Source organism: Rhizobium sp. WSM1328, from assembly GCF_057653715.1.
Window position 1 is genome coordinate 3,554,003 of the sequence record NZ_CM172788.1, and the last position, 16,292, is coordinate 3,570,294.

Below are 16,292 nucleotides of genomic sequence, written 5' to 3' on the forward strand. Positions count from 1 at the left end.
CTCTAGGATCAATTGAGTTCGGGGGCGGACCGGCCATTCAGCTTGTCGGTGATGCCGCGGATGCGGCTCGACACTTCGCTCAGCGCTGCGGCAAGATTTTCCTCGGTCCGGGCGGTGGCTGCAAGCACCGTATCGCGATTGCCGCGCAGCGTCTCGAGCTCGGACTCCAATCCGGCGACGCGGCGCGTCAACTCGGCAATCTCGTCCGTGATCATGATGCCGGCCATGACGGTGATCCTCAGATCGCCGATTTCGCCGAACTGATCCTTGAGATGGCCGACATAGCGGTCGAAACGGGTGGCGAGATCGGTCAGGTGATCCTCCTGCCCTTCCTCGCAGGCCATGCGATAGGCCTTGCCGTCGATCGTTACCGTCACCTGCGCCATGCCAAACTCTTCCTATCAGCGATCCAGAACTGCGCGGATCGTTTCCATGGCCGTCACCAGCCGCCGCGATACCTCGCGATTAACCTCTTCCAGCCGGTTGGCGCGGAATTCGGCCTGGTCGAGCTCCTGCGCCAGGCGCGAGCGGTCGGCGTGCACACGCCGCACCTCGCCCTCGATCTCGCCCTGCTCGCGCTGCCGTTCGACGCGCATGTCGACGGCGTTTTCGAGGCTCGATATCGCCTGTCTCAATTCGTTGAGCGCTGCTTCCATGGTTTTGCCTGTGGGCATCATGTCTTTCCGATTCCCGCGCAGGATCCGCGAATCGGCACGCCGCGCCGATCCTGCGATTTCAAAAGGATATGCAGCTCGCTAACGGCCCGTCAATAAATCCTGTCACTTGCCCACCGGCCTATCCTGTGGATGAGCGTTTTACACATCGATTTCGTCATTTGTACAATCGCGTGATCAAATGTCAAAAATCGCCGCTTCCCGCCCGGATTTGACCTGCCATTTATTGACTTGCCCGTCCCAACTGCTATGTCTCTGCCGCTTTCACTCGATGGTCTTGGAGGCTCGAGGCCATCCCCCGACACCCGGAACTTGCGGAAAAGCCATGACCTCTCCCGAACAACACGACCGGATGGCGAATGCGATCCGTTTTCTTGCCATGGACGCCGTTGAAAAGGCGAACTCCGGCCACCCGGGCATGCCGATGGGCATGGCCGACGTGGCAACGGTCCTGTTCACCAAATATCTGAAGTTCGATCCGAAGAAGCCGCACTGGCCGAACCGCGATCGCTTCGTGCTGTCGGCCGGCCATGGCTCGATGCTGCTCTATTCGGTGCTGTATCTGACCGGCTATCCTGACATGACGATCGAAGATCTGAAGCAGTTCCGCCAGCTCGGTTCGAAGACCGCCGGCCACCCGGAATACGGTCATGCCACCGGCATCGAAACGACGACCGGTCCGCTCGGCCAGGGCATTGCCAATTCCGTCGGCATGGCGATTGCCGAACGCAAGCTGCGCGAGGAGTTCGGCTCCGATCTCCAGGATCACTATACCTATGCTATCTGCGGCGACGGCTGCCTGATGGAGGGCATCAGCCACGAAGCCATCGCGCTCGCCGGCCACCTGAAGCTCAACAAGCTCGTTCTGTTTTGGGACAACAACTCGATCACCATCGACGGCGCCGTGTCGCTGTCGGATTCCACCGATCAGATCGCCCGCTTCAAGGCCGTACACTGGAACACGATCGAGATCGACGGTCACGATCAGGCCGCGATCGCCGACGCGATCGAAGCTGCTCACAAGTCCGACCGCCCGACCTTCATCGCCTGCAAGACGATCATCGGCTTCGGCGCCCCGAACAAGCAGGGCACCCACAAGGTCCACGGCAACCCGCTCGGCGCCGAAGAAATCGCAGCCACCCGCAAGGCGCTGAACTGGGAAGCCGAAGCCTTCGTCATCCCGTCGGACGTGCTTGATAGCTGGCGTGCTGCCGGCGCCCGCTCCGTCGACCTCGTCAAGAGCTGGGAAGACGGCCTCGCCAAGGCTCCGGCCAGGGCCGAGTTCACCCGCCGCATGGCAGGCGGGCTGCCGGAAGGCTTCGACGCCGCGATCAGCGCATATAAGAAGAAGCTCGCCGAGACCAAGCCGACGGTTGCGACCCGCAAGGCCTCGGAAGACGCGCTCGAGGTCATCAACGGCTTCCTACCGGAAACGCTCGGGGGCTCCGCCGACCTGACGCCGTCGAACAACACCAAGACCAGCCAGATGCATTCGATCACCCCGACGGATTTCGCCGGTCGTTACATGCATTGGGGCATTCGCGAGCATGGCATGGCGTCTGCCATGAACGGCATTGCGCTGCATGGCGGCCTCATCCCCTACAGCGGCGGCTTCCTGATCTTCTCGGATTATTGCCGCCCGCCGATCCGTCTCGCCTCGCTGATGGGCATCCGCGTCATTCACGTCCTGACGCATGACTCGATCGGCGTCGGCGAAGATGGCCCGACGCACCAGCCGGTCGAACAGCTCGCCGGCCTGCGCGCCATCCCGAACCTGATGGTCTTCCGTCCGGCCGACGCCACGGAAACGGCGGAATGCTGGCAGATCGCCATCAAGACGCACAACCGTCCTTCGGGCCTTGCTCTGACGCGCCAGAACCTGCTCGCAGCCCGTACCGAATACAGCGAAAAGAACCTGTGCGAACAGGGTGCCTATGTGCTCGCCGGCAATGCCGACGCCAAGGTGACGATCTTCGCCTCCGGCTCCGAAGTCGAAATCGCCGTTGCAGCCCGTACGGCACTCGAAGCCAAGGGCGTCACCGTCCGCGTCGTATCGGTTCCCTGCACCGAACTGTTCTTCGAGCAGCCGGAAGCCTATCGCAAGGAAATCCTCGGCAACTCGCCAGTCAAGATCGCCGTCGAAGCCGCCGTTCGCGAAGGCTGGGATGCGTTCATCGGACCGGAAGGCACCTTCATCGGCATGAAGAGCTTCGGCGCTTCCGGCCCGGTCAAGGAAGTTTATAAGCATTTCGGCATCACCGCCGACGCCGTCGTTGCAGCCGCGGAAGCAAAGCTTTAATGAGGGCGCCATGAGGCGCTCTCCATCTCCTCAATTCCAGGCCCTCACTATCGGGCCCTACTCTATCGGGAGTGAATGAACATGACAGTCAAGGTTGCCATCAACGGTTTCGGCCGCATCGGCCGCAACGTCCTTCGCGCCATCGTCGAATCCGGCCGCACCGACATCGAAGTCGTCGCCATCAACGATCTCGGCCCGGTTGAAACCAACGCCCACCTGCTGCGCTATGACTCGATCCACGGCCGGTTCCCGGCAACGGTGAAGGTCGAGGGTGACTCGATCATCGTCGGCAACGGCAAGCCGATCAAGGTCACGGCGATCAAGGATCCGGCCACCCTCCCGCACCGCGAACTCGGCGTCGACATCGCGATGGAATGCACCGGCATCTTCACCGCCCGCGACAAGGCTGCCGCTCACCTGACGGCCGGCGCCAAGCGCGTCATCGTCTCGGCGCCCGCCGACGGCGCTGACCTGACGGTCGTCTTCGGCGTCAACCATGATCAGCTCACCAAGGAGCACTTGGTCATCTCCAACGCGTCCTGCACCACCAACTGCCTGGTGCCGGTTGTGAAGGTTCTCGACGACGCCGTCGGCATTGACCACGGCTTCATGACGACCATCCACTCCTACACCGGCGACCAGCCGACGCTCGACACGATGCACAAGGACTTGTATCGCGCCCGCGCGGCCGCCCTTTCCATGATCCCGACCTCGACGGGTGCAGCCAAGGCAGTCGGCCTCGTTCTGCCGCATCTGAAGGGTAAACTCGACGGCACCTCGATCCGCGTTCCGACTCCGAACGTTTCCGTCGTCGACTTCAAGTTCGTCGCCAAGAAGGCGACCAGCGTTGGTGAAATCAACGAAGCCATCATGGCTGCTGCCAACGGCAAGCTGAAGGGCATCCTCGGCTACACCGACGAGCCGCTCGTCTCCCGTGACTTCAACCACGACAGCCACTCCTCGATCCTCGCGACCGATCAGACCAAGGTCATGGAAGGCAACTTCGTGCGCGTCCTGTCCTGGTACGACAACGAGTGGGGCTTCTCCAGCCGCATGTCCGACACGGCAGTCGCTTTCGCCAAGCTCATCTGAGCGCTCTTGAGGCATCGACATGCTAGCGGCCCGGGAAACCGGGCCGCTTTTTGTTGCCGTGCCTTCCGAACGAAACCAGCTTTCCCCACTCTGGCATCTTTTCGTCCATTGCCCGGATGAGATCTGCTAGAATACGTCACCCTGGACATTCGAAATGCCCAGTTTCCTCGCGCATTGGCCACCGGCCAGGCGCGGCCACGCCAATACCGTGCGGCAGCACTGACGCCCGCATGAAAATGAGAGAGATGGATGGATTACTTTACTGTTGAAATCGCCGGCCGCGCCGTTGCCAGTTTCCGCTCGGAAAATCACGAGGAAGCGACGCATTTCTTCGAGGCGGAAGACTTTCGCGACGATCTGACCGTCCTGGAATCCGAAGGCAAGCCTCTCTGGGACCGCAAAGCGGCCCTGAGCCTGCGCAAGGCGACCACCGAGGAAGCAAGCGAAGTCGAGCATGCCTATGAATTCGACGACGATCCCGAACGGACCATCGAGGACGAGTTCGTCGTTTTCCTGGTCCCGGTCGCGGATCTGACCGACGAGGGCGAGGACACAGAAGACTGACTAACGATCCGCACCGGGTTCGATATGGCGCCGTTCTCAGGACAGGATGGCGGTGCAGTTGAGGCTGCCTCGGGGTTCGAATTCGATCGGCGTCTCTGCACGGATTGGTAATCCGCTGGCCAAGCGTGCTAGATTGAGCAAATACGCAGCGCTGCACAATGGCCAAAGTGAGCCAAGTGGAGGTGATAAATGGCAGAGGCACAAAAACGCTTGTCCCACACCACCCTCAAACGGCGGCAACGGTTTCACCCCAAGCGGGACGTCAGACCTGCCGTGTTGGCGAAGGCCAATCGTCTGGTCATCTGGGTCGCCGCCCTCATTGGCCTCTCGTTTCTCGCCATCGTCATATTTCAGGCAGTGTTGGGATAGCAGAGCAAGGGCCGGCCGCTTCTGGCACAAAACTACAGCCGGCTGCTCTCGCTAGGCGGCCGGCATTTCCACCCGATATCGAAAAATCTCAGCGTTCATTTCCACGCTCTTCGCATAGGCGCCTGCAATCCATTCTTCCCGTCATTGGACAAGGCAAACGGGCCGCATGAAAGGAGGAGGGTGTCTTATTCTGTTGCCATTCGCAGATACGGGCAGGAAAAATCCGTGCCTGTCTCTTTTGCCCTGCTCTCGCCTGATTTTCCTATACATTCTTTATAGAGAATTTCTCCCGTAGCATTCCGTGTCGGTTGGCCGTCCGGCAGCCGTTCAGCAGCATGAAGCAGCATCGCGACGAGGTTAAGCCGCAAGGCCTACCCTTCTCTGACGTTTTGCCGTTTACTGACGGATCGCAGCGCCTGATGGAGGGGTTGAATAAAGGCGGATCGGCCGGGGGTGGCTGTGTTCGCGAAGCAGTCGATTGAAAGGGGTGGGCATGGAAGCGTTCTATATCGTGGTGCTGGTTTCGACGGCGCTCGTGCTTCTTGCCGCTTTTTCGAGCCTGCTCGCCTTCCGCTTCGGCGCCCCCCTGCTGCTGCTCTTCCTGATGATCGGCCTTGCTGCCGGCGTCGATGGTCTCGGCATCGAGTTCAGCAATAATTATCTCGCCTATATTCTCGGCTCCATTGCGCTGGCCGTGATCCTCTTCGATTCCGGCTTCGGCACGCCGATGCAGGCCTTTCGGCTCGCGGCCGTGCCCTCTCTGGCGCTCGCCTCGGTCGGCGTGCTGATCACCGCCTCGCTCTTTGCCTTCGCCGCCATGTGGCTTTTGAATTTCACCTGGCTGGAAGGCCTGTTGCTCGGCTCGATCGTCGCATCGACCGATGCCGCCGCCGTCTTCTTCCTGCTGCGCATCGGCGGCATCAACATCCGCGACAAGGTGCGCTCGACGCTGGAGGTCGAATCCGGCACCAACGACCCGATGGCGATCTTCCTCACCATCGCCCTCGTCGAGGTGCTGGCGAGCGGCGAGCGTTATGCCGGCATCAATATCGGCATGCTCGCCATGTTCGTGCAGCAGATGGGCCTCGGCGTCATTCTCGGCCTGCTCGGCGGCATGATGATCGTGCTGATCGTCAGCAGGCTCGATACCGATCGCGGCCTGACACCGATCTTTGTGCTGGCGCTCGCTCTTCTCGTCTTTTCCTTCACCGGCGCGGTTGGCGGCAGCGGCTTCCTCGCCGTCTATGTCGCCGGCATCTACGCCGGAAACCGCAAGATGCAGGCGATCGGCACCATCAAGCGCTTCCAGGACGGCATGACCTGGCTGGCGCAGATCATCATGTTCCTGGTGCTCGGCCTGCTCGCCACGCCATCGCAATTTCCTGTCATCATCGTGCCGGCCATCCTGCTCGCCCTCTTCCTGATCTTCGTCGCCCGGCCGTTGGCGATCTGGCTGTCGCTGCTTCCCTTCGATTACACGCAGCAGGAAATCGGCTTCGTTGCCTGGGTCGGCCTGCGCGGCGCCGTCTCCATCCTGCTTGCCATCATGCCGATCCTCGGCGGGCTTGAGAACGGCCAGATCTATTTCAATACCGCCTTCATCATCGTGCTGGTCTCGCTGCTCCTCCAGGGCTGGACAATCAAGCCCGTCGCCAAGAAGCTCGGCCTCATCATTCCGCCGCGCATCGGCGCCGTCGACAAGGTCGAGGTCGACCTGCCGGGCGCGGCCAACCACGAACTGCTCTCCTACCGCGTCATCAAGGATAGCCCGGTACTGCGCGGCGAGCGCATTCCGCGCTGGGCGACCCCGTCGCTCGTCATCCGCGACGGCAAGTCCATGCGCTACCAATATGCCGGGCGGCTGCGCGAGCACGATCTCGTCTATCTCTTCATCGTGCCGAGCTATTCCCGCCTGCTTGACCGGCTCTTCGCCAGCCGGGCGCCTGTCGATGACGACGATGCCGAATTCTTCGGGGCCTTCGCGCTCTCCCCCGCCCGCCCCGCCGCCGATCTCGATGCTGCCTATGGCCCCGGCCTGCTCAACGAATCCGAAAGGGGCCTGACGATCGCCGAATTGATGCGGCAGCGCCTCGGCGGCAAGGCCGACTATGCCGACCGCGTCCGCCTCGGCTCGATCATCCTCATCGTCCGCGATCTCGACGAGCACGATCACATCACCTCCGTCGGCATGTCGCTCGAAGCAGTCGAACCGGCAATTACGCTGCCGATCTTCCTCAATCTCAAGGACATTACCCAGCGCATCCGCGACCGGCTGAATGGACGCCGGAACCGGGAAACCGCAGCCTCCGAAAGCCCCCCGAAACCACCGGCCGGACGCGACGAAGGCACACGCGAAAACGGCCGCTGAACGCCTTGCGTCTCGAATGATCCTTGCTATGTTCGGCGCAACTTTCGCCAACCACGACAGGATCCTCCCCATGCCTTCTTTCAAGACCCTCGACGATCTCTCCGACATCCGCGGCAAGCGCGTTCTCGTCCGCGTCGACCTCAACGTCCCGGTGAAAGACGGCAAGGTCACCGATGTGACGCGCATCGAACGTGTGGCGCCGACCATCCTCGAATTGTCCGAAAAGGGTGCCAAGGTGATCCTGCTGGCCCATTTCGGCCGGCCGAAGGATGGCCCGTCGCCGGATCTGTCGCTGTCGCTGATCGCCCCTTCCGTCGAGGAAGTGCTTGATCATGCCGTGCTGACGGCCTCCGACTGCATCGGCGAAGCCGCCGCCTCCGCCGTTGCCGCGATGAATGACGGCGATATTCTGCTTTTGGAAAACACCCGCTTCCACAAGGGCGAGGAAAACAACGACTCCAACTTCACCAAGACGCTTGCCGCCAACGGCGATATCTACGTCAACGACGCCTTTTCGGCCGCCCACCGCGCCCATGCCTCGACCGAAGGCCTTGCCCACCACCTGCCGGCCTATGCCGGCCGCACCATGCAGGCCGAGCTGGAGGCGCTGGAAAAGGGCCTCGGCGAACCGGCTCGCCCTGTTGTTGCGATCGTCGGCGGCGCCAAGGTCTCCACCAAGATCGACCTGTTGATGAACCTCGTGAAGAAGGTCGATGCGCTCGTTATCGGTGGTGGCATGGCCAATACCTTCATCGCCGCCCGCGGCACCAATGTCGGCAAGTCGCTCTGCGAACATGATCTCGCCGAAACCGCCAAGCAGATCATGATCGAGGCCGCCACCGCCGGCTGCGCCATCATCCTGCCCGAGGATGGCGTGATTGCCCGCGAGTTCAAGGCGGGCGCCGCCAACGAGACTGTCGATATCAACGCCATTCCCGCCGATGCCATGGTGCTCGATGTCGGCCCGAAATCCATCGAGGCCATCAACGCCTGGATCGAGCGTGCCGCAACCCTGGTCTGGAACGGCCCGCTCGGCGCCTTCGAGATCGAACCCTTCGATGCCGCAACGGTCGCTGCTGCGAAATACGCCGCTGGGCGCACGGTAGCCGGCAAGCTCACCTCCGTTGCCGGCGGTGGCGACACCGTCTCGGCGCTCAACCATGCCGGCGTTGCCGACGATTTCACCTACGTCTCGACCGCCGGCGGCGCCTTCCTCGAATGGATGGAAGGCAAAGAGCTTCCCGGTGTCGCCGTCCTCAACGCTGCTAGATAGTTGCCAAGATTGATTTCGCAGATTTTACATGTGGATAGACCGTGGAAGAAAAAACAGCTTCCGCGGTCTTTTGCTCAGAGGACGAAAAAAATCCCAACTTTCAAACGATTGAATTGAATTCAATCGTTTCAATGACTTAGCCTTCCATTTTCCTCCCTATAAACTTCTGTTATCCGCGTTCTATATTCCTGAAGTGCCGATATTTATTGTTGTGGAGAGAACGAAATGAGCGAACGACTGGAAGACATTGCAGTGCAGATGGTTACGGGCGGCCGGGGGCTGCTCGCCGCCGATGAATCGACCTCCACCATCAAGAAGCGTTTCGACGCGATCAATCTCGAATCGACCGAAACCAGCCGGCGCGACTATCGCGAAATGCTCTTCCGCTCCGACGAGGCGATGAAGAAATATATCTCCGGCGTCATCCTCTTCGAGGAGACGCTGTTCCAGAAGGCGGCGGACGGTACGCCCTTCGTCGATATCATCCGCGCCGCCGGCGCCATTCCCGGCATCAAGGTCGATACCGGCGCCAAGCCGATGGCCAAATATCCGGCTGAAACCATCACTGAGGGCCTCGACGGTCTCGGCGAGCGCCTTGCCAGATATTATGAAGCCGGCGCCCGCTTCGCCAAGTGGCGCGGCGTCATCGCCATCTCGTCAACCTTGCCGACCCGCGGCTCCGTCCGCGCCAACGCTCAGGCGCTTGCTCGTTATGCCGCACTTTGCCAAGAGGCCGGGATCGTTCCGATCGTCGAGCCGGAATGCCTGATGGACGGCAAACCGGGCGACCACAATATCGACCGCTGCGCCGAAGTGACCGAATCCACGCTGCGCATCGTCTTCGAAGAACTGGCCGATGCCCGCGTCAACCTCGAAGGCATGATCCTGAAGCCGAACATGGTGATCGACGGCAAGAACGCCCGCAAGGCCTCGGTCGCGGAAGTTGCCGAGCGCACCGTCAAGGTGCTGAAGGCGACCGTTCCGCCCGCTGTTCCGGGCATCGCCTTCCTATCCGGCGGCCAGACGACCGAAGAAGCGACAGCCCATCTTTCGGCGATCAATGCCAGCGGCGACCTGCCCTGGTTCGTCACCTTCTCCTACGGCCGCGCCCTGCAGGACAGCGCGCTCAAGGCCTGGAACGGCAAGCAGGAAAACGTCGCTGCCGGCCAGCGCGAATTCACCCACCGCGCCGAGATGAACAGCCTCGCCGCCAAGGGCAACTGGAAGAAGGACCTGGAAAAGGCCGCCTGAGTTTTTGGAGCCTTGAACGTTGGGCAGGGAGCGGCGAACGCAGCTTCCTGCCCTCTCCGCCGTTTCTTTTCCTCCGATTGTCACGGCGACAAGAAACCGCTTCGTTCCCTCGAAAACCGTGACTACTCATAGCGCCCTGTCACAACAGGAGCCGCCATGAACACCCTCTCCTACGTCACCGTCGATGTCTTCACCTCCACCCGCTTCGAGGGCAATCCGCTTGCCGTCATTTCCGATGCGCGCGGTCTGAGCGACGCGGCGATGCAAAAGATCGCCACCGAGTTCAATTATTCCGAAGTCACCTTCGTCCTGCCGCCGGAAGACCCGCAAAATTCCGCCCGCGTGCGCATCTTCACCCCGACGATGGAAATACCCTTTGCCGGCCATCCGAATGTCGGCACAGCCTATGTGATCGGCCAACAGGCGGAGATCTTCGGCAAGCCAGTCGGCGATACGCTGCGTTTCGAGGAAAAGGCCGGCATCGTCGAAGTCAGCCTGAAACGCGAGGGCGGAAGGGTTGCTGCTGCCGCCATCCGCGCGCCGCAGCCGCTGACGATCGGCGACACCATAGCCGCGGAAACCGTCGCCGGCTGTGTCTCGCTCGACCCCGGCGCCATCGTCAACACCACCCATGCACCGGTCTTTGTCTCGGTCGGGCTGAACTTCGCCGTCGCCGAGTTGAACGGGCTTGGAGCGCTGGCCGCCGCCCGCCCCAACCTTGCCGGGTTTCAGGCAGCTGCCGGCCGCCAGACGACCAGCGGCCACGACTTCTCGCTCTTCGTCTACGTGAGGACAGCCGAAAATCCATGGAGTATTCGCGCCCGCATGTTCGCGCCACTCGATAACGTGCCCGAAGATCCGGCAACGGGCAGCGCGTCAGCTGCGCTTGGCGCCTATCTCGTCTCGCTTGCGCCGGAGGCCGACATGAACGCCCGCATCACCATTGAACAGGGCGTCGAAATGGGCCGCCGCAGCGTCATCACTCTTGATGTCGCGAAATCCGACGGCATCGTCACCGATGTGGTCATCTCGGGAGGCTGCGTTTCCGTCATGCGCGGAGAAATCAGTTTGCAGGACTGACGGTCGCAGGTCGGCCGTAATCCCCGGGTTACATATAATCCAAGGATTACATCAGGAAATCGCGCGAAAGCAGAGCCACTGCCCAGACCGCGAAAGCGATCAGCGCGAGCTTCCAGAAATCCATCCGCCGCCTGAGGCCGGGAAGCCCGAGCGGCTTGATCACCTGTATCGCCATGGCAAGGATGAGCAGCAAGGCTATCAGCTTTGTCATGCTTTATTTTTTCCGTTTTTCGGAATGTCACAGGACGGACATTTTTCCGCGCGAACAAGAGGATCTCGACACGCCGTAAAGATATTCCGGGGCACAATCAATCATCTTGAGGCTGGGCTGAGGCAGGTCTTGCCTTATGTCCATTGCAAATCGCTAAGACCGAGTCTGGGGAAATGAAGAGAAATCTGCTGTCCGTCGCCGCGTTGCTCTTTGGCACGCTCTTCCTTTTCATGGGCAACGGCCTGCAGGGCATCCTGCTCCCCGTCCGCGGCAATCTCGAAGGCTACGCAACGACGACGCTCGGCCTGCTCGGCACCTCATGGGCCGGGGGCTTCGTCATCGGTTGCCTGGTTGCGCCGAAGATCGTGCGCCGCGTCGGCCATGTGCGTGCCTTTTCGGGCTTCATCTCGATCATCGCCATCATCGCGCTGGTCAGCGGTATCATCATCGATCCGGTCTGGTGGGTGGTCCTGCGCGCCGTCACCGGCTTCTCCACTGCCGGTACGTCGATGATCATCGAAAGCTGGCTGAACGAGCGCGCCAGCAACGAGAGCCGCGGCATGATCTTCTCGCTCTATATCGGCATCACACTACTTGGCGTCGTCGGCGGCCAGATGATGATCCCGCTCGAGGATGTGCGCACGCCGGTTCTGTTCATGATCTGCGGCATCTTCTATTGCATCGCCATGCTGCCGACGACGCTGTCGACCGCTGCTTCGCCGCAGCCGCTGAAGGCGGTGCGCCTCGACCTGCCGGCGCTCTATCGCAACTCGCCGGTCTCCTGCCTCGGCATCCTGCTCGTCGGCATCGCCAACGGCGCCTACGGCACGCTCGGCGCCGTCTTCGGCGCCGGCGCCGGCCTGTCCGACACCAACATCGCCGTCATGATGAGCGCCACCATCTTCGCCGGGGCGGTGATGCAGCTGCCGGCCGGCCGGCTTTCCGACCGCATCGACCGGCGCTACGTGCTCGCCGCCATGTCGGGCATCGCCGCCCTTGCCGGCTTGCTGATCTTTCTGCTCCACCCGACGTCCCCCGCCTTGCTGATCGGGCTTGTGGTCCTCTACGGCGCGGTGGCGAATACGCTCTATCCGATCGCCGTCGCCCACGCGAACGACTTCGCGGCCTCGGAGGATTTCGTCAAGGTCTCCGGCGGCTTGCTGCTGCTTTACGGCATCGGCACGATGATCGGCCCGACGCTCAGCGGTCCCGTCATGTCGGCGATCACCCCGCATGCGCTTTTCCTCGTCACCGCCATCGCCCATGTGCTGATCACCGTTTACGCCATCATCAGGAGCCGCATCCGCGCCGCCGTGCCGGCCAGCGACCGCGACGCCTACACGACGATCCCGACCGGCACCTCGCAGATGCTGACACCGCAAAGCATGTCGCTTGCCGATCGCGGCGCCGGCAAACCTCCCGAAACGGAAAAGTCTCCCGAAAGCGGCGATCCTGCTGTAAAGTTCGGCTAGAACAATTCCAGCAAAAGTGCGCAGCGAACGGAGGACGAACCATGAGCTTCATCGATGACGAGCGGCCGCAGAAGAAAGTCGCCCATGAGATCGGCGCGGATCTCTCCATGCTTTCGGTCGACGAATTGAAGGGGCGGGTGGAATTGCTGAAGACGGAGATCGCACGCCTCGAGGCCGAGGCCGGTCGCAAGGCCTCCGGGCGGCAGGCAGCGGAAAGCTTCTTCCGCTCGTGATCCGCTAAAAACTCCGAAAAACAAGGCTATGGGCGGATAAAACAGCTAGCCCCAAGTCTTAATTCAGCACAATGTTAATAAAATATTAAGCTTTATAAGGTATTACTATATTTATCCGGATTTCCTCTGGATCTCAGACAGTTTTCCAAGCGGTGAATTGGTCTGATTTTTCTCCCTGTTTTACCTTGAGAGCCGCGTTTGCGGCTCTTCTTTTTCCTATGGCCGGCGCACTTCCACGAAACTGTGGAGATTAACCCTTTCTTAAGAAACGGCTTGCGCATTTGGGCTAATGATACCATCTTAAAGTCATAAAGACCGGGCCTGGAAACTTTTCCGTCGGTGCCGGCGTTACCTGAATATATGTAGCTGCGTGCGAACAGGGACTATTGCGATGTCGGAAGTTGGATTGAACACGATCAGTTTTGCAGGCCGCGCCGCTGCATCCTCGCAGTTCAAGGCACTTTACGCGGAAGGCATGTCGCTGGTCGAAGAGACTGCCGCCTATCTCGACGGCCAGGGCCGCGCCGCCTCCAAGGTTCTGCCGCGGATGGCCTCGGTTCTCTACGCCGCGGAATCGATGCGTCTCACCACCCGCCTGATGCAGATGGCTTCCTGGCTGCTGTTGCAGCGCGCCGTCAACAATGGCGAAATGTCCCGTGACCAGGTGCTGGCCGAAAAGAACAAGGTTCGCCTCGACGGCTTTAACGTCGACCGCGCCGCACCCGGCTGGGGTGATCTGCCGGAATCCTTCCGCGACTTGGTCGAACGCTCGTTGCGTCTGCAGAACCGCATTGCCCTGCTTGACCGCGAGATCTACCGCCCGTCCGAAGCAGTGATCGTTCATGATAATCAGAACAGCGTCCAGGCCCAGCTGTCCCTGCTGCAGACCGCCTTCGGCAACAACTGACCAGATCTGCAAGAATTCGATATGAACCGGCTGCGTCTTACGCGGCCGGTTTTTTGTTTGCCGCTGAACATCGGCATTGCTGAAACGTCCTTTGCGCGTACGAAAAGACGCGCGGCACTGTAAGCCATTGCCAACGCAAAAAAGCCCGGCAAAACCGGGCTCTCTTCGAATTCCGTCGAGCAGAAGCGATTAGAGGCCGAGGCCGCCGAAACGCTTGTTGAACTTGGAAACGCGGCCACCGCGGTCCATGAGCTGCTGGTTGCCGCCGGTCCAGGCCGGATGCGACTTGGAATCGATTTCGAGGTTCATGACAGCGCCTTCCGAACCCCAGGTCGAGCGGGTTTCGTACTCAGTGCCATCGGTCATGACCACCTTGATCATGTGATATTCGGGATGGATGCCTGCCTTCATAACAATCTTCCTGCGATACCGGAGTTCAATTTGCCGCATGCAGTTGCGGCCAACGAACCGATTGAATAAATGAAGCCGCAGTCGGATGGCTACGGCTTCCCATTAGGATGCGGTGCCTATACATGAAGGACGCCTAGATAACAAGAGCCAACAGGCCGCATTGCGCGGGTCCTGCGGGCGATCGGAGACGATTTGGCAGAGCAGGCACGGGCTGAGGTAAACAAGAAGCGATCGCTGCGACCGCTCGGCAGGCTGACACCCTATGTCATGCGTTACCGCGGCCTGGTGGCTGGTGCGCTGATGTCGCTGGCGCTTGCCGCCATCACCTCGCTGGCGCTGCCGCTCGCCGTGCGCCGCATGATCGACCACGGCTTCACCCAGTCGGACGGCCGCTTCATCAACAGCTACTTCGCCATGCTGATGGTCATGGCCATCGTACTCGCGGTCGCCAGCGCGCTGCGCTATTATTTCGTCATCACCATCGGCGAGCGCATCGTCGCCGATCTTCGCCGCGACGTCTTTGCCCATGTGACGCGGCTGTCGCCCTCCTTCTTCGACGTCAACCAGTCCGGCGAGATCGTCTCGCGGCTGACCGCCGATACGACGCAGATCAAGTCCGCCGTCGGCGCCACCGCCTCGGTGGCGCTGAGGAACCTCATCCTCTGTATCGGCGCCATGGGCATGATGATCGTCACCTCGCCGAAGCTTTCGAGCCTCGTCATCGGAGCGATCCCGCTGATCGTCTTCCCGCTGGTCGCCTTCGGCCGCTCGGTGCGCAAACGCTCACGCGCAGCCCAGGACACGCTCGCCGAGGCCTCCGCCTTCGCCAACGAGACGATCGCCGCGACCCGCACCGTCCAGGCCTTCAACGGCGAAGACGCCGCAGCAACGCGTTACGGCACCGCCGTCGAATCCGCCTATGAGGCCGCCCGCGCCGCCATCCGCTCGCGCGCGCTGCTGACGGGGATCGCCATCACGCTGATCTTCGGCAGCGTCGTCGCCGTTCTCTGGGTGGGCGCCCACAGCGTGCTTGCCGGCACGCTCTCGGCCGGCACGCTCGGCCAATTCCTGCTCTATGCCGTCATCTCCGCCGGTTCGCTGGGCGCGCTGTCGGAGGTCTGGGGTGAACTCTCGCAGGCAGCCGGCGCTGCCGACCGGCTGACCGAGCTTCTCGACGAGGTCTCGCCGATCACCGCCCCCGCCAGCCCTGAGCCGCTTCCTTCGCCCAGCCGCGGCCGCGTCGAATTCTCAGGCGTGCATTTTGCCTATCCCTCGCGCCCCGGAAAATCGGCGCTGCATGCCTTAAGCTTCGCGATCACGCCGGGTGAGACCGTCGCCATCGTCGGCCCTTCCGGTGCCGGTAAAAGCACCGTCTTTTCACTGCTGCTGCGCTTCTACGATCCGCAGCAGGGCAGCGTGAAGATCGATGGTGTCGATGCCCAGCTGACGACGCCCGACGAACTGCGCCAGCGCATCGCCATCGTGCCGCAGGACGTCACCATCTTTGCCGCCTCGATCCATGACAACATCGCCTTCGGCCGTCCCGGTGCCTCGCGTGACGAAGTCCGCGCCGCAGCCCTTGCCGCGCAGGCCGACGAATTCATCGCCCGGCTGGACCAGGGCTACGAGACCGAGGTCGGCGAACGCGGCATCACTCTGTCAGGCGGCCAGCGCCAGCGCATCGCCATCGCCCGCGCCATCCTGAAGAACGCGCCGGTGCTGCTGCTCGACGAGGCGACCTCGGCGCTTGACGCCGAAAGCGAGACCCTGGTGCAGAAGGCGCTCGACGGCCTGGTGGACGGCCGCACGACGCTCGTCATCGCTCATCGCCTGGCAACCGTGCTGAAGGCCGACCGCATTCTCGTCATGGATCAGGGCCGGGTCGTCGAAGAGGGCACGCATCAGAGCCTGATCCGCCATGGCGGCATCTATGCGCGGCTGGCGCGGCTGCAATTCGACGCCGCCAATGAGGACGTGCTCGCCGCCGCGAAATAGCCAGGGCGCACTTCTCCAGCCAACAGCGACTAAAGTCTGAACCCGCCGCGCCTCTCTGCGGTTGTCTTTCGCGCGTCCTGCCCTAACCTCTTC

Annotated in this window: 16 protein-coding genes; 12 read left to right on the plus strand and 4 right to left on the minus strand. The window is 61.7% G+C overall.

Features of this window, described 5'->3' with window-relative positions; all coding sequences use genetic code 11:
• Positions 1 to 8: 8 nt before the first annotated feature.
• Positions 9 to 386, minus strand: a complete 378-nt coding sequence (locus AC2444_RS17845) for a cell division protein ZapA (RefSeq protein ID WP_003542783.1) — start codon at positions 384 to 386, stop codon at positions 9 to 11.
• Between the two features lie 15 nt (positions 387 to 401).
• Complete coding sequence (locus tag AC2444_RS17850; protein WP_012758879.1) at positions 402 to 677, minus strand: DUF4164 domain-containing protein; 276 nt, start codon at positions 675 to 677, stop codon at positions 402 to 404.
• 322 nt (positions 678 to 999) lie between these two features.
• On the opposite strand from AC2444_RS17850, the gene tkt reads away from it, so the two are divergent.
• The 8 genes from tkt (at position 1,000) to AC2444_RS17890 (ending at position 10,970) form a co-directional block, all read left to right on the plus strand.
• A complete protein-coding gene (gene tkt / locus AC2444_RS17855) occupies positions 1,000 to 2,973 on the plus strand; it encodes a transketolase (RefSeq protein WP_012758880.1) in 1,974 nt (657 codons plus the stop codon).
• A gap of 81 nt (positions 2,974 to 3,054) precedes the next feature.
• Positions 3,055 to 4,065, plus strand: a complete 1,011-nt coding sequence (gene gap / locus AC2444_RS17860) for a type I glyceraldehyde-3-phosphate dehydrogenase (protein ID WP_012758881.1) — start codon at positions 3,055 to 3,057, stop codon at positions 4,063 to 4,065.
• A 249-nt stretch (positions 4,066 to 4,314) separates the two neighbouring features.
• Positions 4,315 to 4,629 (plus strand): hypothetical protein, encoded by a 315-nt coding sequence (locus AC2444_RS17865; protein WP_003552580.1) that lies wholly within the window; start codon positions 4,315 to 4,317, stop codon positions 4,627 to 4,629.
• Between the two features lie 189 nt (positions 4,630 to 4,818).
• Complete coding sequence (locus AC2444_RS17870; RefSeq protein WP_012758883.1) at positions 4,819 to 4,998, plus strand: hypothetical protein; 180 nt, start codon at positions 4,819 to 4,821, stop codon at positions 4,996 to 4,998.
• A 493-nt stretch (positions 4,999 to 5,491) separates the two neighbouring features.
• Positions 5,492 to 7,366 carry a potassium/proton antiporter gene (locus AC2444_RS17875; protein WP_012758884.1) on the plus strand — a complete coding sequence of 625 codons (1,875 nt, stop codon included), beginning with the start codon at positions 5,492 to 5,494 and terminating at the stop codon, positions 7,364 to 7,366.
• 70 nt (positions 7,367 to 7,436) lie between these two features.
• The gene (locus tag AC2444_RS17880; RefSeq protein ID WP_012758885.1) at positions 7,437 to 8,639 is read left to right on the plus strand and encodes a phosphoglycerate kinase; all 1,203 of its coding nucleotides are present in this window, start codon (positions 7,437 to 7,439) and stop codon (positions 8,637 to 8,639) included.
• 225 nt (positions 8,640 to 8,864) lie between these two features.
• Positions 8,865 to 9,890 (plus strand): class I fructose-bisphosphate aldolase, encoded by a 1,026-nt coding sequence (locus AC2444_RS17885; protein ID WP_012758886.1) that lies wholly within the window; start codon positions 8,865 to 8,867, stop codon positions 9,888 to 9,890.
• Positions 9,891 to 10,046: 156 nt separating this feature from the next.
• Positions 10,047 to 10,970: a PhzF family phenazine biosynthesis protein gene (locus AC2444_RS17890; RefSeq protein ID WP_012758887.1), complete on the plus strand. Its 924-nt coding sequence runs from the start codon at positions 10,047 to 10,049 to the stop codon at positions 10,968 to 10,970.
• 46 nt (positions 10,971 to 11,016) lie between these two features.
• Here AC2444_RS17890 and AC2444_RS17895 read toward each other — a convergent pair whose 3' ends face one another.
• Positions 11,017 to 11,181 (minus strand): hypothetical protein, encoded by a 165-nt coding sequence (locus AC2444_RS17895; protein WP_003542801.1) that lies wholly within the window; start codon positions 11,179 to 11,181, stop codon positions 11,017 to 11,019.
• Between the two features lie 173 nt (positions 11,182 to 11,354).
• Between AC2444_RS17895 and AC2444_RS17900 the strand changes: the two genes are divergently transcribed.
• The 3 genes from AC2444_RS17900 to rcdA all read left to right on the plus strand — a co-directional run bounded on the left by AC2444_RS17900 (position 11,355) and on the right by rcdA (position 13,793).
• Complete coding sequence (locus AC2444_RS17900) at positions 11,355 to 12,653, plus strand: MFS transporter (protein WP_012758888.1); 1,299 nt, start codon at positions 11,355 to 11,357, stop codon at positions 12,651 to 12,653.
• Positions 12,654 to 12,694: 41 nt separating this feature from the next.
• Positions 12,695 to 12,886 carry a DUF1192 domain-containing protein gene (locus AC2444_RS17905; RefSeq protein WP_012758889.1) on the plus strand — a complete coding sequence of 64 codons (192 nt, stop codon included), beginning with the start codon at positions 12,695 to 12,697 and terminating at the stop codon, positions 12,884 to 12,886.
• Between the two features lie 391 nt (positions 12,887 to 13,277).
• Complete coding sequence (rcdA, locus tag AC2444_RS17910) at positions 13,278 to 13,793, plus strand: protease adaptor protein RcdA (RefSeq protein WP_003542804.1); 516 nt, start codon at positions 13,278 to 13,280, stop codon at positions 13,791 to 13,793.
• Positions 13,794 to 13,982: 189 nt separating this feature from the next.
• On the opposite strand, the gene rpmE is transcribed toward rcdA, so the two are convergent.
• Positions 13,983 to 14,204 (minus strand): 50S ribosomal protein L31, encoded by a 222-nt coding sequence (gene rpmE, locus AC2444_RS17915; protein ID WP_003542805.1) that lies wholly within the window; start codon positions 14,202 to 14,204, stop codon positions 13,983 to 13,985.
• Between the two features lie 192 nt (positions 14,205 to 14,396).
• Here rpmE and AC2444_RS17920 point away from each other — a divergent pair, with 192 nt between their 5' ends.
• Entirely contained in the window at positions 14,397 to 16,199 is a 1,803-nt protein-coding gene (locus AC2444_RS17920) for an ABC transporter transmembrane domain-containing protein (protein WP_012758890.1), read from the plus strand.
• The last annotated feature ends 93 nt before the right edge of the window (positions 16,200 to 16,292 follow it).

Bases quoted from the DNA above. Each gene is read 5' to 3' on its own strand.
- AC2444_RS17845 (WP_003542783.1), bottom strand. From the start codon at position 386: ATGGCGCAGGTGACGGTAACGATCGACGGCAAGGCCTATCGCATGGCC.
- AC2444_RS17850 (WP_012758879.1), bottom strand. From the start codon at position 677: ATGATGCCCACAGGCAAAACCATGGAAGCAGCGCTCAACGAATTGAGA.
- tkt (WP_012758880.1), top strand. From the start codon at position 1,000: ATGACCTCTCCCGAACAACACGACCGGATGGCGAATGCGATCCGTTTT.
- gap (WP_012758881.1), top strand. From the start codon at position 3,055: ATGACAGTCAAGGTTGCCATCAACGGTTTCGGCCGCATCGGCCGCAAC.
- AC2444_RS17865 (WP_003552580.1), top strand. From the start codon at position 4,315: ATGGATTACTTTACTGTTGAAATCGCCGGCCGCGCCGTTGCCAGTTTC.
- AC2444_RS17870 (WP_012758883.1), top strand. From the start codon at position 4,819: ATGGCAGAGGCACAAAAACGCTTGTCCCACACCACCCTCAAACGGCGG.
- AC2444_RS17875 (WP_012758884.1), top strand. From the start codon at position 5,492: ATGGAAGCGTTCTATATCGTGGTGCTGGTTTCGACGGCGCTCGTGCTT.
- AC2444_RS17880 (WP_012758885.1), top strand. From the start codon at position 7,437: ATGCCTTCTTTCAAGACCCTCGACGATCTCTCCGACATCCGCGGCAAG.
- AC2444_RS17885 (WP_012758886.1), top strand. From the start codon at position 8,865: ATGAGCGAACGACTGGAAGACATTGCAGTGCAGATGGTTACGGGCGGC.
- AC2444_RS17890 (WP_012758887.1), top strand. From the start codon at position 10,047: ATGAACACCCTCTCCTACGTCACCGTCGATGTCTTCACCTCCACCCGC.
- AC2444_RS17895 (WP_003542801.1), bottom strand. From the start codon at position 11,181: ATGACAAAGCTGATAGCCTTGCTGCTCATCCTTGCCATGGCGATACAG.
- AC2444_RS17900 (WP_012758888.1), top strand. From the start codon at position 11,355: ATGAAGAGAAATCTGCTGTCCGTCGCCGCGTTGCTCTTTGGCACGCTC.
- AC2444_RS17905 (WP_012758889.1), top strand. From the start codon at position 12,695: ATGAGCTTCATCGATGACGAGCGGCCGCAGAAGAAAGTCGCCCATGAG.
- rcdA (WP_003542804.1), top strand. From the start codon at position 13,278: ATGTCGGAAGTTGGATTGAACACGATCAGTTTTGCAGGCCGCGCCGCT.
- rpmE (WP_003542805.1), bottom strand. From the start codon at position 14,204: ATGAAGGCAGGCATCCATCCCGAATATCACATGATCAAGGTGGTCATG.